This is a genomic window from Stenotrophomonas maltophilia group sp. LNF247 (genome assembly GCF_054083135.1).
Genome location: NZ_JBSRQL010000003.1, coordinates 111,772 through 131,258, shown reverse-complemented (window position 1 = coordinate 131,258; position 19,487 = coordinate 111,772). Strand labels below are relative to the sequence as shown.

Below are 19,487 nucleotides of genomic sequence, written 5' to 3'. Positions count from 1 at the left end.
GCCGGAGGGAGCCAGGGTGGGGTGGGCAGGAGCGGCGTGGACGGGTAATGTTCAGCCCCTTGCGCTCGCCACTGCCTACACTATCGCCGTGTCCTTGCTCCCGTCGCCACTGAAATCCACCGCATTGCTGACCCTGGCCTGCCTGTCGGCGCTGCCCGCCGTGGTGCTGGCGCAGGAGGCCGAGCCCCGCAACCGGGTGGTGATCGTGGAGAACGTGAAGTTCGACTACGCCCAGGTACTGAACGTCGAGCCGGTATTCCAGACCCTGCGCGCGACCCGTACCGAGGAGCATTGCGAGCCGGTGTCGACCCGCACCCTGGCCCCGGTCAACGTGACCGGCGAGGAGCCGGTCGAGGACAAGGGCCGGATCAGCCGTTTCTGGGACTCGGTGCGCTCGATATTCAAGCGCAGCGACGAGGAGCCCTCCGAAGAGGCCGGCCCCGAAACGCCGGCCCCGGCGCCTGCCAACAATGGCCCGATGCTGACCCGTGACTGCCGCATCGTGCCGGTGGGGCGTGAATTCCGCCGGCCCATCGCCTACGACGTGGACTACGTCTACAAGGGCACCAAGTATCGGTCGCGGCTGCCGGAAGACCCGGGCAACCGGCTCAAGATCCGGGTGTCGATCACCCCCTGGGTCGGTCCTGAGCAGGGCGCCGCCGGCAATCCCTGATTCTGCGACCCCGGCCCCTTGCGCCGGTCACGGCCGCATGCAAAGATATTCGGCCATGAAGCTCACCGACTTCCAGCACGACAGCAGCGCAGCCCGACAGGCGTCGGGCATGACCTCGCGTGCGCGTCGACCGGAACCCCACATTCTCGCTGGGTAACCGGAGCTTTTTGCTGTTCGTCCGAAAAAAACCCAGCCCGCCGGCTGGGTTTTTTCGTTTCCGCGTTCTGAAAGCTGCAACTGCAACCTTTTCGTTTCACCTTTGCTTCCTGTTTTCCCTTCCACCGCGTCGAACCCGGCGCCGCCACGCAAGGAAAGAAGATGTCCCCCAAGCACTTCCTGAACACCCAGGACTGGAGCCGCAGCGATCTCGACGCATTGCTGACCCAGGCCGCGCTGTTCAAGCGCAACAAGCTCGGCGACCAGCTCAAGGGCAAGTCGATCGCGCTGGTGTTCTTCAACCCGTCCATGCGCACCCGCACCAGCTTCGAACTGGGCGCGTTCCAGCTCGGCGCCCATGCGGTGGTGCTGCAGCCGGGCAAGGATGCGTGGCCGATCGAGTTCAACCTCGGCACGGTGATGGACGGCGATACCGAGGAACACATCGCGGAAGTGGCCAAGGTGCTGGGCCGTTACTGCGACATCATCGCCGTGCGTGCGTTCCCGAAGTTCCAGGACTGGGCGTACGACCGCCAGGACATCGTCCTCAACAGCTTCGCCAGGTATTCGCCGGTGCCGGTCATCAACATGGAGACCATCACCCACCCGTGCCAGGAGCTGGCGCACATCATGGCGCTGCAGGAGCACTTCGGCACCCAGGACCTGCGTGGCAAGAAGTACGTGCTGACCTGGACCTACCACCCCAAGCCGCTCAACACCGCCGTGGCCAACTCGGCGCTGACCATCGCCACCCGCATGGGCATGGACGTGACACTGCTTTGCCCGACCGCCGACTACATCCTCGACGAGCGCTACATGGGCTGGGCCGAGCAGAACGTGGCCGAAAGCGGTGGTTCGCTGAAGATCAGCCATGATGTCGACAGCGCCTACGCCGGCGCCGACGTGGTTTACGCCAAGAGCTGGGGAGCGCTGCCGTTCTTTGGCAACTGGGAACCGGAAAAGCCGATCCGCGACCAGTTCAAGCACTTCATCGTCGACGAACGCAAGATGGCGCTGACCAACAACGGTGTGTTCAGCCACTGCCTGCCGCTGCGTCGCAACGTGAAGGCCACCGATGCGGTGATGGATTCGCCGCAGTGCATCGCCATCAACGAAGCCGAGAACCGCCTGCACGTGCAGAAGGCGATCATGGCCGCGGTTGCCGGGCGCTGATTTTTTCCGATTCAATCATTTCCGCCGGGCACGGCCCGGCGCTACCAGGACATACCCTCCCCATGAGCAATAAAGACGTCGTTCTCGCCTTCTCCGGCGGCCTGGATACCAGCTTCTGCGTGCCCTACCTGCAGGAGCGTGGCTACAACGTGCACACCGTGTTCGCCGACACCGGCGGCGTGGATGATGAAGAGCGCGATTTCATCGAGAAGCGTGCCGCCGAGCTGGGCGTGACCAGCCATGTCACTGTGAACGGTGGCCCGGCGATCTGGGAAGGCTTCGTCAAGCCGTTCGTGTGGGCCGGCGAAGGCTACCAGGGCCAGTACCCGCTGCTGGTGTCGGACCGCTACCTGATCGTGGATGCCGCGCTGAAGCGTGCCGCCGAACTGGGCACCAACATCATCGCCCACGGCTGCACCGGCATGGGCAATGACCAGGTCCGCTTCGACCTGGCCGTGAAGGCGCTGGGTGACTACCAGATCATCGCGCCGATCCGCGAGATCCAGAAGGAACACACCCAGACCCGTGCCTACGAGCAGAAATACCTGGAAGAGCGCGGCTTCGGCGTGCGCGCCAAGCAGCAGGCCTACACCATCAACGAGAACCTGCTGGGCGTGACCATGTCCGGTGGCGAGATCGACCGTTGGGAAGCCCCGGGCGAAGGTGCGCGTGGCTGGTGCTCGCCGCGCAGCGAATGGCCGGAACAAGCGCTGACCGTCACCCTGAAGTTCATTGAAGGCGAAGCGGTTGAACTGAACGGCAAGGCGCTGCCGGGCGACCAGATCCTGGCCCAGCTCAACAAGCTGTTCGCCCCGTACGGCGTCGGTCGCGGCGTGTACACCGGCGACACGGTGATCGGCCTGAAGGGCCGCATCGTGTTCGAGGCCCCGGGCCTGGTCTCGCTGCTGGCCGCACACCGCGCGCTGGAAGATGCGGTGCTGACCAAGCAGCAGAACCGCTTCAAGCCGGACGTGGCACGCAAGTGGGTGGAGCTGGTGTACGAAGGCTTCTACCACGACCCGCTGAAGACCGACATCGAAGCCTTCCTGAAGTCCTCGCAGGCCAAGGTCAACGGTGAAGTGGTGCTGGAAACCCGTGGTGGCCGCGTCGATGCGGTGGCCGTGAAGTCGCCGCACCTGCTCAACACCAAGGGTGCCACCTACGCGCAGTCGGCCGACTGGGGCGTGGAGGAGGCTGAAGGCTTCATCAAGCTGTTCGGTATGAGCTCGACGCTTTACGCGCAAGTCAATCGCTGAGCGATTGAATTGCGCGCGCGTCTCCCGCGCATTCCACCTCAACCCTGCGCCGTTGGCGCGCCCCCTTCAACAAGAAGGGGGCTCTCCACCAGATGCATCACGGTAGCGCCGGGCCATGCCCGGCGGAATTCCACAGGATCTTTGTTTCATGCTTGAACAGACGCTCGATCACCTGCAGGTCCTGGTGTCCTTCGACACCCGCAACCCGCCGCGCGCGATCACCACCGGTGGCATCTTCGATTACCTGCGCGCGAACCTGCCCGGCTTCAACGTCGAGGTGATCGACCACGGCGCCGGTGCGGTCAGCCTGTACGCCGTGCGCGGGACGCCGAAGTACCTGTTCAACGTACATCTTGATACCGTGCCCGATTCGCCGCACTGGAGCGCCGACCCGCACGTGATGCGCCGCCTGGACGACCGCGTGGTCGGTCTGGGCGTGTGTGACATCAAGGGCGCGGCCGCCGCACTGGTGGCCGCAGCCAATGCCAGCGACGGTGACGCGGCCTTCCTGTTCTCCAGCGATGAAGAAGCCAACGATCCGCGCTGCATCGCCGCGTTCCTGGCCCGTGGCCTGCCGTATGAAGCGGTGCTGGTGGCCGAGCCGACCATGAGCGAAGCGGTGCTGGCGCATCGCGGCATCAGCTCGGTGCTGATGCAGTTCGCCGGTCGTGCAGGGCACGCCTCGGGCAAGCAGGATGCGGCTGCCAGTGCGCTGCACCAGGCGATGCGCTGGGGCAACCGCGCGCTGGACCATGTGGAATCGCTGGCTTCGGCACGCTTCGGTGGGCTGACGGGCCTGCGCTTCAACATCGGCCGCGTCGAAGGCGGGATCAAGGCCAACATGATCGCGCCCGCTGCCGAAGTGCGCTTCGGTTTCCGGCCGCTGCCGTCGATGAACATCGACGCGTTGCTGGCCACCTTCGCCGGGTTCGCCGAGCCGGAAGCGGCGGTATTCACCGAGACCTTCCGTGGCCCCAGCCTGCCGGCCGGCGACATCGCCGAAGCCGAGAACCGCCGCCTGCTGGCGCGCGATGTGGCCGACGCGCTCGAGCTGCCGATCGGCAACGCCGTGGACTTCTGGACCGAGGCCTCGCTGTTCTCCGCCGCCGGTTACACCACCCTGGTGTTTGGCCCGGGCGATATTGCCCAGGCCCACACCGCCGATGAGTTCGTGACGCTGGACCAGCTGCAGCGCTACACCGACGCCGTGCACCGCATCATCGCCGCCGGCGCCTGATTCTTCCCTTTCCGACGAAACCGAAATGTCTCCTGCCCTCCAGCCCCACCGCCAGACCCGCCAGACCATCGTGCGCCTGCTTTCCAGCATGGCCAGCGCGAAGGAGATCAGCCAGTACCTCAAGCGCTTTTCGCAGCTGGATGCCAAGCGCTTCGCCGTGGTCAAGGTCGGCGGCGCGGTGCTGCGCGACGATCTCGACGCGCTGACCTCTTCGCTGTCGTTCCTGCAGGAAGTCGGGCTGACCCCGATCGTGCTGCACGGCGCCGGCCCGCAGCTGGATGCCGAGCTGTCGGCGGCCGGCATCGACAAGCAGACCGTGAACGGCCTGCGCGTGACTTCGCCGGAAGCACTGGCGATCGTGCGCCGGGTGTTCCAGCAGTCCAACCTGCGCCTGGTCGAGGCGCTGCAGCAGAACGGCGCGCGCGCCACCTCCATCACCGGTGGCGTGTTCGAGGCCGAGTACCTGGACGTGGATACCTACGGCCTGGTCGGCGAGGTGAAGAAGGTCAACCTGGCGCCGATCGAGGCCAGCCTGCGTGCGGGCTCGATCCCGGTCATCACCAGCCTGGGTGAAACCGTCGGTGGCCAGATCCTCAACGTCAACGCCGACTTCGCCGCCAACGAGCTGGTGCAGGAACTGCAGCCGTACAAGATCATCTTCCTGACCGGCACCGGCGGCCTGCTGGACGAGGCGGGCAACGTGATCGATTCGATCAACCTGTCCACCGAGTACGACCACCTGATCGCGCAGCCGTGGATCCACGGCGGCATGAAGGTGAAGATCGAACAGATCAAGGATCTGCTCGATCGCCTGCCGCTGGAATCGTCGGTGTCGATCACCCGCCCGGCCGACCTGGCCAAGGAACTGTTCACCCACAAGGGCTCGGGCACGCTGGTGCGCAAGGGCGAAAAAGTGCTGCGCGCCACCGCTTGGGACGAACTGGACCTGCCGCGCCTGAAGGGCCTGATCGAATCCAGCTTCGGCCGCACCCTGGTGCCGGACTATTTCCAGAAGACCAGGCTGCTGCGCGCCTACGTCAGCGAGAACTACCGCACCGCGGTCATCCTCACCGACGAGGCCGAAGGCGTGTACCTGGACAAGTTCGCCGTGCTCGACGACGCACAGGGCGAAGGCCTCGGCCGTGCGGTCTGGAACGTGATGCTGGAAGAAACGCCGCAGCTGTTCTGGCGCTCGCGCCATGGCAACCCGATCAATCACTTCTACTACGCCGAGTCCGATGGCTGCTACAAGCAGGATCAGTGGAAGGTATTCTGGTTCGGTGCCGATGGCATCGACCGGATCAAGACCTATGTCGATCATTGCGCGCAGCGCACCCCGAGCCTGCAGGGCTGAGCAATGAGCAACCTCGATGCCTGGAACACGGTTCCTACCCTGCGCGGCCAGCACGTAACCCTGCAGCCGCTGCAGATGGAGCACGTGCCCGGCCTGCGCGATGCGCTTGAAGGCAGCGGCCTGGACCAGCTCTGGTACACCCAGGTGCCATCGCCGGAACAGGCCGAGGCCTATGTGCGGGCCGCGGTGCAGGCGCAGAGCGAAGGCAAGGTGCTGCCGTTCGTGATCCGTGATGCGGCGGGTGACATCATCGGCAGCACGCGCTTCTACGACATGGATGCCAGCGTGCCCAGGCTCAGCCTCGGCTACACCTGGTACACGCCGCGCGTGCAGCGCACCGGCGCCAACACCGAAGCCAAGCTGTTGCTGCTGCAGCACGCCTTCGAGGCCATGGGCTGCATCAGCGTGGTACTGGAAACCAGCTGGTTCAACGTCACCTCGCGCACCGCCATCGCGCGCTTGGGCGCCAAGCAGGATGGCGTGCTGCGCAACCACAAGCGGCATGCCGATGGCACGCCGCGCGATACCGTCATCTTCTCCATCATCGATGCGGAATGGCAGGGCGTGAAGCGCCACCTGCAGTACCGCCTGGACAGTCACGCATGAACGATTCGACCTTTACCCTGGGCATCGTCGGTGCCCGCGGCCATACCGGCGCCGAGCTGATCAAGCTGGTGGCCGCCCATCCGCGGCTGGAACTGGCTTTCGTCTCCTCGCGCGAGCGCGCCGGGCAGCGCCTGTCCGACCACCACCCGGAATTCCAGGGCGAGCTGCAGTACGAAAACCTGGACGCCGACGCAGTGGCGGCCAAGGGCGTGGATGCGGTGATCCTGGCCCTGCCCAACGGCTTGGCCGCGCCGTTCGTGGCCGCGCTGGAGGCGGCGAAGGCGGACACCGTCATCGTCGACCTCTCGGCCGACTACCGCTTCGACAACAGCTGGTATTACGGCCTGCCGGAGCTGACCCGCGGCCGCTACAACGGCCAGAAGCACATCAGCAACCCGGGCTGCTATGCCACGGCGATGCAGCTGGCGGTGCATCCGCTGCTGGACCTGCTGGCCGGTCCGCCGCAGTGCTTCGGTGTCTCCGGCTACTCCGGCGCCGGTACCACGCCGTCGGACAAGAACAACGTCGAACTGCTGGCCGACAACCTGATGCCCTACGCGCTGACCAACCACGTGCATGAGCGGGAGGTGTCGGTGCAGCTGGGTGTGGCTGTTGAATTCATGCCACATGTCGCGCCGCATTTCCGGGGCATCACGCTTACCGCCAACCTGTGGCTGAACCGCGTGCAGACCCGCGAACAGATCGTCGAGCGCTTCCAGCAGGCCTATGCCGGCGAACCCCTGATCGACGTGGTGGATGAAGCGCCGTGGGTCAGCCGTATCGCCGGCCGACACGGTGCCCAGGTCGGTGGCTTCACGCTCGCGCCGGGCGGCAAGCGGGTCGTCGTGGTGGCGACCCTGGACAACCTGCTGAAGGGCGCGGCCACCCAGGCCATGCAGAACCTCAACCTCGCGCTTGGCATCGACGAACTGACGTCGATCCCGCACTGAATACGCATTCCGGAGCCCCCATGGCAGACCTTCTTTGGCAGAAGCCCGGCGTCGCCGTCGACGCCCAGATCCAGACCTTCCTCGCCGGCGACGACGTGATCCTCGACCGCGAGTTCTTCCTGCATGACATCGCTGCCAGCGCCGCGCATGCGCAGGGCCTGCAGCACATCGGCATCCTCAGCGCCGATGAACTGGCAGAACTGCTGCGCGAACTGGAGATCCTGGCGCAGGACTTCCGCGAAGGCCGCTTCGTGCTCGATACCCAGTACGAGGATGGTCACTCGGCGATCGAAGCGCGCCTGACCGAACGCCTCGGCGATGCCGGCCGCAAGATCCACACCGGCCGCAGCCGCAACGACCAGATCCTGGTCGCCACCCGCCTCTGGCTGAAGGAGAAGCTGCAGCGCGTGGCACAGCTCAGCGCCGAAGCGGCCAAGGTTGCGCTGGACCGCGCACAGGCCGAGAAGGACCTGCCGATTCCCGGCTACACCCACATCCAGCGCGCCGTAGTGTCCTCGGCCGGCATGTGGTGGGCGGGCTGGGCCGAGGCCTTCATCGACAACGCCATCCGCGCCCGCGATACCCATGCGCTGGTCGACGCCAATCCGTTGGGTACCGCTGCCGGCTACGGCGTGAACCTGCCGCTGGACCGCGAGCACACCACGGCGGCGCTCGGCTTCGCGCGCATGCAGATCTCGCCGATCTATGCGCAGCTGTCGCGTGGCAAGTTCGAGCTGGCTGCACTGGAAGCGCTCGGTGGCGCCACGCTGGACCTGCGCCGCATTGCCTGGGACCTGTCACTGTTCACCAGCGCCGAGTTCGGCTTCGTCGCGCTGCCGGCGCAGTACACCACCGGCAGTTCGATCATGCCCAACAAGCGCAATCCGGACGTGATCGAGCTGATGCGTGCCACCCACGCCAGCGTCGCCGCTGCGCGCACCGAGATCGAGCAGCTGCTGTCGCTGCCGTCCGGCTACCATCGCGACCTGCAGTCGTCCAAGGGGGCCATCTTCCACGGCTTCGGCCGTGGCCTGGCCGCGCTGGAACTGCTGCCGGCGCTGCTGGCCAATCTGGAATGGCGTGACGACAAGCTGCGCGCGGCGATTGATTCGGGCATGTATGCCACCGACGTTGCGGTGGAAGCGGCGGTGGCTGGCGTGCCGTTCCGCGAGGCCTACAAGGCCGCAGCTGCCGGTGCCGACAGTGCAGGGCAGGGGCGTACCCCGGAAGGCAGCCTCGCCGCGCGCGTGTCGCCGGGTTCGGCCGCCGACCTGCGCCTGGACGAACTGCGCGCGCGCTGGCAGGCGCTGTCCTGATGGCGGGCACTGTCTACCTGGTGATGGCGATGCGCCGGCCGGACTTCAACGATGCAGCGGTGCAGCCGCACCGCGATTTCCTCGATGCGTTGCAGGCGCAGGGCAAGCTGCAGCTGACTGGTGGTTTCGCCGACGGCAGTGGTGGCGCCTATGTGCTGTGCAACGTGGACAGCCTGGCGCAGGCGCAGGCCATCGTCGCCACCGATCCGCTGGTGACGATGCATGCCTCCGACCTGACCGTGCACGAATGGAACACCCGCTGAGGCCCTGACTGATGACTCTGCATGCCAGCCACGTCGCTTCGCCGTTCCCGGAACAGGCGCTGCCGCCGTGGCGGCGTGCGGTGCTGAAAGTGGGCAGCAGCCTGCTCGCCGCCGATGGCGGCGGCCTGTCGCCCCGCCACGCGCTGGGCCTGGCACAGTTCGTTTCTGCCAATGTACTGGCCGGACGTGAGGTGGTGATCGTGTCGTCCGGTGCGGTTGCGGCCGGGCGGGCGATCCTGCCGCGGGCCGATGAGCCCGGCGCGGCGATGGCGGCACGGCAGGCGCTGGCCGCGCTTGGCCAGGCCCAGCTGATCGGGCTCTGGCAGCGCTTCTTCGAGCGCCCGGTGGCGCAGGTGCTGCTGACCCATGACGACCTGCGCAACCGCCGCCGCTACCTCAACGCACGCGCCACGCTCAACGAACTGCTGCGGCTGGGCGCGTTGCCGGTGGTCAACGAGAACGACACCGTGTCGGTGGACGAACTCAAGCTCGGCGACAACGACAACCTGGCCGCCACCGTGGCCGCGCTGGTTGATGCCGATGCGCTGTTCATTGCCACCGACATCGACGGACTGTACAGCGCCGACCCGCGCACCGTGGCCGATGCGCGGCCATTGCACGACGTCCCGGAACTGAGTGACGAGGTGCTGGCGATGGCCGGCGGCGCCGGCTCGCGCGCCGGTACCGGCGGCATGCGGACCAAGCTGGAAGCGGCAGCGAAGGCGGGGCGTCTCGGCATCGAAACCTATCTGTTCAATGGCCGCAGCGGTGACGTGGTACGCGCGCTGGCCCAGGACCGCCTGTTCGGTACCCGTATCCACGCCGCGCGCAGCCGTGAGGCGGCCCGCAAGCACTGGCTGCGGCACGCGCCGCTGGTCGAGGGTGCTATCGTGATCGATGCCGGCGCGGCGCAGGCGATGCGCGAGAAGGGCGCCTCGCTGCTGCCCGGCGGCATCACCGGCGCGGAGGGCATGTTCCGCCGTGGCGACATGGTGCAGGTGTGCTGGAACGCGCCACAGGGCCGCGTCTGCGTGGCGCGCGGAGTCAGCCAGTACGCGGCCGATGATGTGCGCCGGATCGCCGGCCGCCATTCGCGCGACATCGAGGCCGTGCTGGGCTACAACTACGGCGGTAGCGTCGTCCATCGCGACGACCTGGTGCTGCCATGACCGGATTGAAGGACTCGCCGATGAGCGAAATCGAAGCGCAGGCGCGTGCCTGCCGTGACGCGGCCCAGACCGTTGCCGGCCTCGACAGTGCGACGCGCCGCACGCTGCTGCTGGCGATGGCCCAGGCACTGGAAGTGAATGCCGGGCTGATCCTGGCCGGTAATGCGCGCGACCTTGCCGCTGCGCGCGAGAAAGGCATTGGCAGTGCCATGCTCGACCGCCTGGCGCTGGACCCGGCACGCCTGTTCGCGATGGCCGAAGCCGTGCGAGAGGTCGCCGCGCTGCCCGATCCCGTCGGCCAGATCACCCGCGACGATGTGCGTCCAAACGGCATCCGCGTGCAGAAGGTGCGCGTGCCGCTGGGCGTGATCGCGATGATCTACGAGGCGCGCCCGAACGTGACCGCCGAAGCGGCCGCGCTGTGCCTGAAGGCCGGCAATGGTGTGATCCTGCGCGGTGGTTCCGAAGCGATCCACTCCAACACCGCCATCGCCCAGGCGCTGGCCGGCGCCCTGCAGGCCAATGGCGTACCGGCGGCGGCAGTGACCGTGCTGACCGACCTGCGCCGCGAAGCAATGCTGGAACTGCTGCAGCTGCATGAACTGATCGATCTGGCGATTCCGCGCGGCGGCGAAGGCCTGATCCGCTTCGTTGCCGAGCATGCGCGGGTGCCGGTGATCAAGCACTACAAGGGTGTCTGCCACCTGTTCGTGGATGCCAGCGCCGACCTCGGCAAAGCCATCGACCTTCTGGTGGACGGCAAATGCAGCCGTCCGTCGGCCTGCAACTCGCTGGAAACCCTGCTGGTGCATCGTGATGTGGCCGAAGCCTTCCTGCCGCGCGTGGCGCAGGCGCTCGGTGAGCGTGGCGTGGAGCTGCGCGCCGACACGAACGCGCAGCCGCTGCTGCCAGGCAGCACCGCCGCCAGCGAAGACGACTACGCTGCCGAGTTCCTCGACCTGGTGCTGGCCGTGCGCGTGGTTGATGACCTCGAGGCGGCCATCGCGCACATCCGTGCCTATACCTCCGACCATACCGAAGTGATCGCCACCGAAGACGCCGGCCATGCCGAGCGCTTCGTCACTGCGCTGCGCTCGGCGGTAGTGATGGTCAATGCCTCGTCGCGCTTCTCCGACGGTGGCCAGCTGGGCCTGGGCAGCGAGATCGGCATTTCCACCACGCGCCTGCATGCGTACGGTCCAATGGGCCTGGAAGCACTCACCGTCGAACGATTTGTCGTGCGCGGCGAAGGGCAGACGCGCACGTAGATCCACGCGATGCGCGGATGCACTTCGCGGTAGACCCCGGTGCCGACCAAGGTCGGCGCCCACCAGGCCCAAGCGCCGACCAGGATCGGCAGCTACCAAAGCAAGCGCCGACCCGGGTCGGCGACTACCGGGGCGTCACACCACCTCGCGGCGGATACCGATCGGCCGCGCGTGATCGTCCATGTGCAGCGTGGCGGCCTTGCAGCCCAGCAGGCGCTCGGCAAGGCCGGTGCTGGCCCCCAGGTCGGCGGCCACTTCGTTGAGGCTGGCCAGCGGCCGCGGCAGGCGCCGGTCGTGGCCGCGGAAGCGCGCGCGGTTGTACTCGGCCCAGCCGATCAGCAGCACGCTGGCACACAGCAGCATCAGCGGCAGTGCCACCAGCACATAGGGGTCGAAGTGGCTTTGCCGTTCGTACAGCTGCTGCCAGGCCAGCTGGCCGCCGATCAGCCACGAGAGCAGGGTCACCAACGGTGCCCACAGGTAGAAGTAGAACCCCCAGAACGCGAGGGTGACGAAGCCCCAGGCGGTGCGCTGGAAGCGTGGTTGGCGATGCGGCTTGCGGATCATCCGCGAGTCGAAGCGGTTGGACGGGCGTTGTGCGTTCATCGGATCCCCCGATCGGGACTGGTCCAGGTGGCGCGCTTGCTGCGACGGCGCAGCAGGGTCTTCGGCAACGCCACCAGGGTGGTGGAAAGACTGATCAGCCAGTACGCCATCGGGTACCAGATGACCCAGAAGTAGTTGCGTCCAATCTGTGTTTCGTAACGACGGTCGATGATCAGGCTGCTGGCGAACTGCATCAGGCAGACCAGGGCCAGGATCACGCCATGCCATTGCGGCAGCAGGCTGGCGATATGCAGCTGCGGCGGCAGTTCGATGAACTTGCCCAGCGCCCACAGCACAACGATGAACAACATGGTGTAAGCCCAGATCACGCTCAGCACGTACTCCAGCAGTACGCCCCACATGCGCCGCTCCTTCCAGTGCAGCAGCGAGCGGGCGTGGCGCAGCATCACCTCCACGCCACCCTGGGCCCAGCGCAGCCGCTGCCTCCACAGCCCCTTCAGCGTTTCCGGCATCAGGATGAAGCACAGTGCGTTGGGTTCGTAGCGAATGTCCCAGTGCGCCCGCTGCAGGCGCCAGCTGATGTCGATGTCTTCGGTCACCATGTCGTCCGACCACCAGCCGACCTGGTGCAGGGCGGTGCGGCGAAAGCCTGCGATCACTCCGGAGATGGTGAAGATGCGCCCGTACACGCGCTGCGCGCGCTTGATCATGCCGATGATCGACGAGAACTCGGCCACCTGCAGGCGTCCGAGCAGGGTGGAGCGGTTGCGGATGCGCGGATTGCCGGTCACCGCGCCGACCCGGTTGCCGCTCACCAGGTGCCAGATCATCCAGTGCAGCGCGTGCTCCTCCAGCATCGCGTCGCCATCGATGCACACCAGGTACTCCGAGCGGGCCGCCAGCGCACCCATGCGCAGCGCGTTGGCCTTGCCGAGGTTGCGGTCAAGGTGCAGCACGCGCAGCCGCTGATGCTTCGCCGCCAGCACGTCGAGCCGGGCGCCGGTGTCATCACTGCTGCCATCGTCGATGGCGATCACCTCGTAGTCGGCCGGATAGCGCTGTGCCAGCGCCGCGCCGAGCGTGTCGTCGAGGTTCGCGGACTCGTTGTGGCAGGGAATCAACAGGCTCGCGAACGGTGGATCGACCATCAGCGGCGGGTCGTTGCGTGGGCGCGAATGGCGTTCGCGCCGGAAGTAGTAATACAGGCCGCCCGACATCCAGAAGAACGCCATCACCATCGGGTAGTAGAAGGCGAACTGGAACAGGACCTGCAGCAGCGGATGCATGTCCATGTCACTTCTCCGGGTACGGGAAGTTGCCGGCGGACATCGCCGCGCGGGCATCATGGGTGGAAGGCTGGCCGGCGATGAAGTCATCCGGGTACCAGGCGAAGTGGTGCACGCCCTGCGCCTGCAGCTGGCGGATCTGCGCGCGCAGCCGCTCGGCGGGAATCGGTTGCCCGCTGCGCCAATCGACGGTCTGCAGTTCGAACAGGGTGTGCTGCAACTGGGGATCGTGCGCGCGCACCGCGGCCAGCAGCTGGTCGAGCCAGCGTTCCGGATGCCTGCTGCCTTCCATCCACGGCATCGCCATCAGTGCGGTCTGGTCGTAGGCCTTGTTGAACAGGTCCAGGCGCTGCGCGAACCAGGCCTCGCTCTGCGGACGCAGCACCGGCTCCGCGTACAGGTTGCGCACCGTGGCCAGCTTCGGCCGCCAACGCTGCGCACTGTCGCGCAGGGCCAGGGTGAAGTCGATCAGCGCCTGTGTGCGTGCGCTGCCGTCCGTACCGGCCGACAAGGTGGGCAGCTCGGTGTCGCGCAGGTAGCCATCATCATGGAAGAGCAGGCCTTCGAAATACGAATTGACGGCCAGATCCTCGTAGATGTCGAGCATGATCTGGCGTGCCTTCGGATTGGTGAAGTCCAGCCGGTACATGCCGTCGGCATCACCGTTGTGGATCGCCAGTGCCTTGCGCTGCACGGGGTCGGGCAGCTCGAAGCCGAGCACCGGCAGCCATGCGTAAACCTTCACCCCCGTGCGCGACTTCAGCTGCCAGGCGACCCGGCTGAACAGGTCCGCGCGCATCGGCATGTGCCGGTTGGGGAAGTACAGTGCATCGGCGGTGTTGTTGCCGTCCGGATCGGCGAACGCCTGCAGGTAGACGTGGGTGGGCGAGATGCGCTTGACCCGCTCGATCAGCGCATCGAGGTTGCGCCCCTGCTGCGCCGGGTCCGGGTCGTACACATCATCCAGGTCGACCTGCAACGCGCGGATGCCGTCGAGCGCAACGTCGCGCCGCAGCTCGTAGGCGAGGCCCTCCACGGTCGGGTTGTCGCTGACCAGGAAGCGCGCCAGCCCATGCAGGTCGCTGGCCACTGGCGTGCTGCGGCCTTCCAGATCGAAGGACACCGGCATGCCCAGCTGTTCGGCGATGTCGTTGCTCAACTGGTTGTAGGCCGCGTACGGCCAGACAATGGCGCGCGGGCGCACGCCCAGATGCTGCTGGATGCGCTGCACGCTGCGGCCGAGATCGGCGCGCAGGCGCTGCTCGTACTGCGCCTCGCTCTCGTAGCTGCGCGTGGCCGGCCGGTAGATGCGGGTGACCACCGCTGGCGTCGAATTGCCCTGCGGATTGGCAAGCACTCCGTGGTGCAGGTCGTCGGTATGGCTGGCCACTTCGATCAGGCCGCTGTCGTGCATCTGCTTCAGCTGCGCCCAGGTAACGAAGTCATCGTGGCCGAACGGCCGGTAGCCATAGTCGATCGTGCGCCCGGGTGCCATGTCCACGTAATCGGTGATCACTGCCACCAGCGCCGGGTAGCGGTACGCCTGCAGCAGCGGGAACGCCTTGTCGTAGACGCTGCGCAGGCCATCATCGAAGGTCAGCAGTACGGGTTTCGGTGGCAGCGTGGCGCGTCCCTGGGAGGCGTCGATCACCTGCGACAGCGAGACCGGGTGATAACCATGCGCGCCGAGCCAGTCCAGGTGTGCGGCGAAGTTCTGCGTGCTCACCGCATAGGTATCGGCATCGCCCTTGGCCGCGACCCGGTCGCGGATGTCGTGGTAGCTGAGGATCAGCAGGCCGTTGTCAGTGGCATCGAGATGCAGGGCCTGCTGCGCGAACGCCGGCGGCGTGGCGGCCAGCAGCAGGAGCACGATCAGTCGCAGGATGCGGGCCATGTCACTCTCCCCAGCGCAGTGCGGCTTCGAAGCCGATATGACGCTCGCGGTGGCCGTCGTAGACCGGCCGCGACCAGCGCACGCCGTACTCGAACACGCGGCCCTGGCCCAGCTGCCATTCGTGCATGTAGGACACCGAAGGGACCAGAGCGCTGCCGAAGCCGTCCTGCCAGTAGTCACCCAGCGAGACCGTCAGGCGGTGCCGGAAGTGGCGCTCGTAGTGCCGCCACAGCTGCTGGTCGATGCGCAGCCCGATCTCGACCATGCGGTCGCGCTTCGGGTTGAAGTAGGGCGCGTCGTCGCGGCTGCCCCGGCTGGTGTAGGCACTGGCCAGGCCGTCGATCAACCAGCGCGGGCGGGTCAGCAGGCGCTGTTCGATGCTGGTGCTGAACAGCTCGCGGTGGTTGCCGTCGTCGTAGCGGAAGCGGCTGGCGCCGAACATCCAGTGGGTCAGCTCGCTGCGCCGGTAGTCGACCTGCGCGCTCACGCTGTCAGCGGTGATGCCCGCCACGCGCGCCTGCATCGAGGCTTCCGGGTCATTGCGTGCGGCCACCAGCCCGGCATGCCAGTAATCGTTGAACTGCCAACCCACGCCGATGCGCAGGCCGGTATCGCCAATGTGGTCGTTGGCGCGCAGTACCGCCGCTTCCGCATCCAGCTGGCCGAAGCGGTAGCGTACGCCCGCGCCCAGCCACAGCGGGTCAATGCGCTGGTCCTGGAAGTCGACCGAGCGCCTGTCGGCCAAGGCGAACAACCGCCAGCGGTCGTCGAGTACCGGTGTCTGCACTTCGACCCCGTAGTGACGGTCGTTGTTGCCCAGCGGCGAGGTGCCGCCACCGCCGGAGCTGCGACCAATGTCGGTCCATGCCTTCAGCTGCCAACCGCGATGCGCCCGCCAGGCCTGGTCCATGCGTTCGACGGCGGGTTGGGTCGGGTAGCGTGCGACAAGATCGTCGTGCAGTGGCCTTGCCAGGTCATCGCGCTGCAGGGCGACGTAGGCCTCCTCCATGCCCAGCCGCGGCTCGATGTCGCGAGGGTCCAGCGCATGTGCCATCTGCTGGCGCTGCAGTGCCATGCGTGGCCATCCGCGCATCATGTAGACGCTGCCCAGCGCGCTCTGCAGTCCACCGTTGCCCGGTGCGATCTCCACCATTGATTCCAGGTCGCGCTGCGCGGTGGGCAGGTCACCGCTGTAGGCGCGTACCATCGCCAGGTTGAGGTCAGCTTCGTAGCGCGACCAGTTCGCGTATGGGGATTTGCCATTGCTCCAGCGCCACGCTGGTTCCTTGTCGCGCCATGCCTGCAGCAGGTCGATCGCCTTTTCCTGCTGCTCGCTTTCCAGGTAGGCGTAGGCCAGTTCCGAATGCGAGGCGTCGCGCGCCGGATCGCCAGCGACGGCCGCCTGCAGCACCGGGATGGCTTCTTCCGGATGCAGGGTGCCCATCAGCGAATCGCCGACCGCAGGCAGCACATAGTCGGGCAGGGCATGGCCTTCGGCCTGCAGTGCGCGGGCTTCCTCGCGCACCTGCGCATGGCGGCCCAGCCGGTTGAGCAGGATCAGCCGGTCCATGCGGACGCGAAGCGGCGCCTGCGCGGGTGGAGTGCCTTCGGCGCCCAGGTAGCGCTGCATGCGCGCCAGGGTTGATTCGGCCTCTTCCAGCCGGCTGTCTTCGCTGCTGCTGTAGGCCAGGCTCCAGACCACCAGTTTGGCCAGGTAGTCGCCTTCGATGCGCTGCTTCTGTGCAGCGTCGAACAGCTGCGGGCGCTGCTGATACAGCTCCCAGGCGCGCCACGCATTGCCGATGTCGCCCAGGGTCAGTACGCGCAGCTTGAACAGCAGATCGTCGTTGGGCTGCTGTTGGCTGGCGCGCTCGATGGCGCCGAGGGCATCCAGCCAGCGGGCCTGGTCGCGGTAGCGGCCGATCTCGGCCAGGGCCGCCTCGCGGTCGGGCGGGGCAGCACTGCTGGCCCAGGCCAGGGCGGTACAGGCAAGGCCGACGCAGAGCGCCAGCCGGCGGTGGACAACCATTGGGGACCCCCTTGGCTTCCGAACCAGACAACCTGAAAAATGTGACGCACATCACATGCCAGATTTTGGGGTGGCCGTGGCCTGCGTCACTCCCCTCGCGAACTCCCATCCAGCAGGGATGGGCGGAACCAGGACAGCGACCTGCAATGTCTTGTCTGAAACGAGAGTCCCCCGCGCACCGAGTGGTGGCCTGGGCGGCGCTGCCGCCCCCATGCCCGATGCCGGCACGCGGCAAGGATGGGCATTCGTGGGCACTATCCGCCCGGAATTGTCAGCCCGGCGTCAAAATGCGCAAACGGGCTGACGAGCGGTAGGTGGGGCCGGTTGCTGGCCCCATGCGGCTTACCAGAGGTCTTCCAGCTTGCGCGGCTTGCAGGCCACCCAGGAAGCGCACAGCATCAGGGTGGCGCAGCCGAACAGGAAGCTGAACGGGATCGTCCAGCCGTTGCTGACCGTATGCAGCCAGCCGACCAGGAACGGCCCGAGGCAGCTGAAGCTGTAACCCACGCCCTGCATGAAGCCGGACAGTGCCGCCGAGCCGGTGGGGGTGCGCGTGCGCAGGTTGATCAGGGTCAGCGCCAGCGGGAAGGTGGATGGACCGACGCCGAGCAGGCACGCCCACAGCAGAGGGGCCTTCATCGGTGCCAGCAGCAGGCCGGTGAAGGCGATCACGAACGAGAAGAAGCCGATCAGCACCAGCGGAAACGGGTTCTGCATGCGAACTGCCATGGATGGAATGACCAGCGACGGCAGCAGCCCGAGCGCCGAGAACACCGCCACCATCACGCCACCAAAGGCCGGTGTGCCGCCGGCCTCGACCACGATGCGTGGCAGCCAGGTGAACATCGAATAGGTCATCAGCGAAGTCATGCCGAACATCAGCGTCATGCTCCAGCCCAGTGAGGTGCGCCAGACTTTCCCATGCGGCTGTGCGGTCGGGTCGATGGCATCTGCCTGCGGCTTCGGTGCGCGCCTGGCCAGAACCAGCCACGGCAATGCTGCGGCCAGTGCCAGCAGTGCCCACATGCCCAGCGACACGCGCCAGCCAGCGGTGTTGGCCACCGGTACCGCCAGCAATGCGGGCAGCATGGTGCCCAGCTGCAGCACGCTGATGTAGAGCGTGCTCATGGTGCCGACCTTGTTGGCGAAGTAGCGCTTCACCAGCGGCGGCACCACCACGTTGCCGATGCCCATGCCGGCCAGTGCCAGCACCGAACCGAGCAGCAGCGTGCCGACGTTGCCGGCGCTGGAGCGCAGCAGCAGGCCGGCCATCGCCATCACCATCGCCAGCAGCGTGGTGCGCTCCAGGCCCAGGCGCCGCGCCAGCGTCGGCGTGGCCACGCCGAACACCGCGAACGAGGCGGTCGGCAGCATGCCCAGCACGCCGGTCATGGTGGTGCCGAAGCCGAACTGCTGGCCGAGTACGTCCAGCAGCGGGGTGATCGAGGTGACCGCAGTGCGCAGGTTGACCGCTGCCAGCAGGATCGCGGCAAACGCGAGGACACGACCGTGCAGCAGCGACGGCGAATCGGAAGTGGAGGAACTCATCGGTGGTCCTTGCAGGTGTCGCACACCGGGGCAATGGCATGCAGCGCCGGCATCGGTCTACGCCGAAGCGGCAGGTGGGGGAGGGGCTGCTGGCGGGCCGGCAGCGCGGCCATTGTACGTGCGCTGCCTGGCAAGGTCCCGTCATGCGGGAGGCCTGGCGCCTGGTACAAAAAAACCCGGAGGACAGTGATGTCTTCCAGGCTTCTTGGTGACCACCGAAGTGGTCGGGGAGACAGGATTCGAACCTGCGACCTCTACGTCCCGAACGTAGCGCTCTACCAGACTGAGCTACACCCCGAAGGGAGCCGCCTATTCTAGCGATTCATCCCGATGGCGGCAAGGGGTGAACGCTGTTTTCTTCACACCGCAAAAGCGGTGCCACTTCAGGGAACAAAAAAGCCTGGGCGACATCACCAGGCTTCAATGCGACCACCGAAGTGGTCGGGGAGACAGGATTCGAACCTGCGACCTCTACGTCCCGAACGTAGCGCTCTACCAGACTGAGCTACACCCCGAAGGAGCCGCCTAAGATACCGTGTGAAGGCCAAGGCGGCAAGGTCTTTTTACATCTCAGCGACGATTTTCGTTCTCGATGCGGTTCTGCTCGCGGGCTTCGAACCACATGCCGTTGAGGATGGCCACCGTCGAGGCGAGGCCGGCACCGAGAATCCAGGCGAAATACCACATGATCAGTCTCCTTCATTCCGGGTAGGTGCCGACCGTTGGTCGGCACACGTGCAAG

Annotated in this window: 17 protein-coding genes and 2 tRNA genes; 11 read left to right on the top strand and 8 right to left on the bottom strand. The window is 66.6% G+C overall.

Translation table 11 applies throughout. The features are described from left to right. Positions 1-109 precede the first annotated feature (109 nt). From ACTXG9_RS04260 to ACTXG9_RS04210, 11 genes are all read left to right on the top strand, one after another. Positions 110-673 carry a hypothetical protein gene (locus ACTXG9_RS04260; protein WP_026347073.1) on the top strand — a complete coding sequence of 188 codons (564 nt, stop codon included), beginning with the start codon at positions 110-112 and terminating at the stop codon, positions 671-673. A gap of 318 nt (positions 674-991) precedes the next feature. Next, positions 992-2,002 carry an N-acetylornithine carbamoyltransferase gene (locus ACTXG9_RS04255; RefSeq protein WP_019660502.1) on the top strand — a complete coding sequence of 337 codons (1,011 nt, stop codon included), beginning with the start codon at positions 992-994 and terminating at the stop codon, positions 2,000-2,002. Positions 2,003-2,064: 62 nt separating this feature from the next. Beyond that, a complete protein-coding gene (locus ACTXG9_RS04250; protein ID WP_019660501.1) occupies positions 2,065-3,258 on the top strand; it encodes an argininosuccinate synthase in 1,194 nt (397 codons plus the stop codon). A gap of 148 nt (positions 3,259-3,406) precedes the next feature. Beyond that, positions 3,407-4,495: an acetylornithine deacetylase gene (locus ACTXG9_RS04245; protein WP_111097865.1), complete on the top strand. Its 1,089-nt coding sequence runs from the start codon at positions 3,407-3,409 to the stop codon at positions 4,493-4,495. Positions 4,496-4,520: 25 nt separating this feature from the next. Beyond that, a complete protein-coding gene (locus ACTXG9_RS04240; protein ID WP_111102824.1) occupies positions 4,521-5,849 on the top strand; it encodes an acetylglutamate kinase in 1,329 nt (442 codons plus the stop codon). A gap of 3 nt (positions 5,850-5,852) precedes the next feature. After that, entirely contained in the window at positions 5,853-6,455 is a 603-nt protein-coding gene (locus ACTXG9_RS04235) for a GNAT family N-acetyltransferase (protein ID WP_111102826.1), read from the top strand. Further along, positions 6,452-7,405, top strand: coding sequence for an N-acetyl-gamma-glutamyl-phosphate reductase (argC, locus tag ACTXG9_RS04230; protein ID WP_111102828.1), 954 nt, complete (start codon positions 6,452-6,454; stop codon positions 7,403-7,405). Before ACTXG9_RS04235 ends, argC begins: the two co-directional genes overlap by 4 nt. Before the next feature lie 20 nt (positions 7,406-7,425). Beyond that, positions 7,426-8,721 carry an argininosuccinate lyase gene (gene argH, locus ACTXG9_RS04225; RefSeq protein ID WP_111102830.1) on the top strand — a complete coding sequence of 432 codons (1,296 nt, stop codon included), beginning with the start codon at positions 7,426-7,428 and terminating at the stop codon, positions 8,719-8,721. Next, positions 8,721-8,984, top strand: a complete 264-nt coding sequence (locus ACTXG9_RS04220) for a YciI family protein (protein ID WP_019660495.1) — start codon at positions 8,721-8,723, stop codon at positions 8,982-8,984. Before argH ends, ACTXG9_RS04220 begins: the two co-directional genes overlap by 1 nt. A gap of 11 nt (positions 8,985-8,995) precedes the next feature. Beyond that, a complete protein-coding gene (gene proB, locus ACTXG9_RS04215; protein WP_019660494.1) occupies positions 8,996-10,153 on the top strand; it encodes a glutamate 5-kinase in 1,158 nt (385 codons plus the stop codon). After that, positions 10,150-11,421 (top strand): glutamate-5-semialdehyde dehydrogenase, encoded by a 1,272-nt coding sequence (locus tag ACTXG9_RS04210; RefSeq protein ID WP_111102832.1) that lies wholly within the window; start codon positions 10,150-10,152, stop codon positions 11,419-11,421. The genes proB and ACTXG9_RS04210 overlap by 4 nt, the downstream gene beginning before the upstream one ends. Before the next feature lie 135 nt (positions 11,422-11,556). Here the strand turns inward: ACTXG9_RS04210 and pgaD are convergent, their stop codons facing one another. From pgaD to cydX, 8 genes are all read right to left on the bottom strand, one after another. After that, positions 11,557-12,027 carry a poly-beta-1,6-N-acetyl-D-glucosamine biosynthesis protein PgaD gene (gene pgaD, locus ACTXG9_RS04205; protein ID WP_111102834.1) on the bottom strand — a complete coding sequence of 157 codons (471 nt, stop codon included), beginning with the start codon at positions 12,025-12,027 and terminating at the stop codon, positions 11,557-11,559. Beyond that, positions 12,024-13,280 carry a poly-beta-1,6-N-acetyl-D-glucosamine synthase gene (gene pgaC, locus ACTXG9_RS04200; RefSeq protein WP_111102835.1) on the bottom strand — a complete coding sequence of 419 codons (1,257 nt, stop codon included), beginning with the start codon at positions 13,278-13,280 and terminating at the stop codon, positions 12,024-12,026. Before pgaC ends, pgaD begins: the two co-directional genes overlap by 4 nt. A gap of 1 nt (position 13,281) precedes the next feature. Further along, positions 13,282-15,168, bottom strand: coding sequence for a poly-beta-1,6-N-acetyl-D-glucosamine N-deacetylase PgaB (pgaB, locus tag ACTXG9_RS04195; protein ID WP_111102837.1), 1,887 nt, complete (start codon positions 15,166-15,168; stop codon positions 13,282-13,284). Position 15,169: 1 nt separating this feature from the next. After that, positions 15,170-17,197 carry a poly-beta-1,6 N-acetyl-D-glucosamine export porin PgaA gene (gene pgaA, locus ACTXG9_RS04190; protein WP_111102839.1) on the bottom strand — a complete coding sequence of 676 codons (2,028 nt, stop codon included), beginning with the start codon at positions 17,195-17,197 and terminating at the stop codon, positions 15,170-15,172. Positions 17,198-17,539: 342 nt separating this feature from the next. Continuing rightward, positions 17,540-18,745 carry a CynX/NimT family MFS transporter gene (locus ACTXG9_RS04185; protein ID WP_111102841.1) on the bottom strand — a complete coding sequence of 402 codons (1,206 nt, stop codon included), beginning with the start codon at positions 18,743-18,745 and terminating at the stop codon, positions 17,540-17,542. A 221-nt stretch (positions 18,746-18,966) separates the two neighbouring features. Continuing rightward, positions 18,967-19,043, bottom strand: a tRNA-Pro gene (locus ACTXG9_RS04180). 140 nt (positions 19,044-19,183) lie between these two features. Beyond that, positions 19,184-19,260 (bottom strand) — tRNA-Pro (locus tag ACTXG9_RS04175). Positions 19,261-19,315: 55 nt separating this feature from the next. After that, a complete protein-coding gene (gene cydX / locus ACTXG9_RS04170) occupies positions 19,316-19,432 on the bottom strand; it encodes a cytochrome bd-I oxidase subunit CydX (RefSeq protein WP_021204639.1) in 117 nt (38 codons plus the stop codon). Positions 19,433-19,487 lie beyond the last annotated feature (55 nt).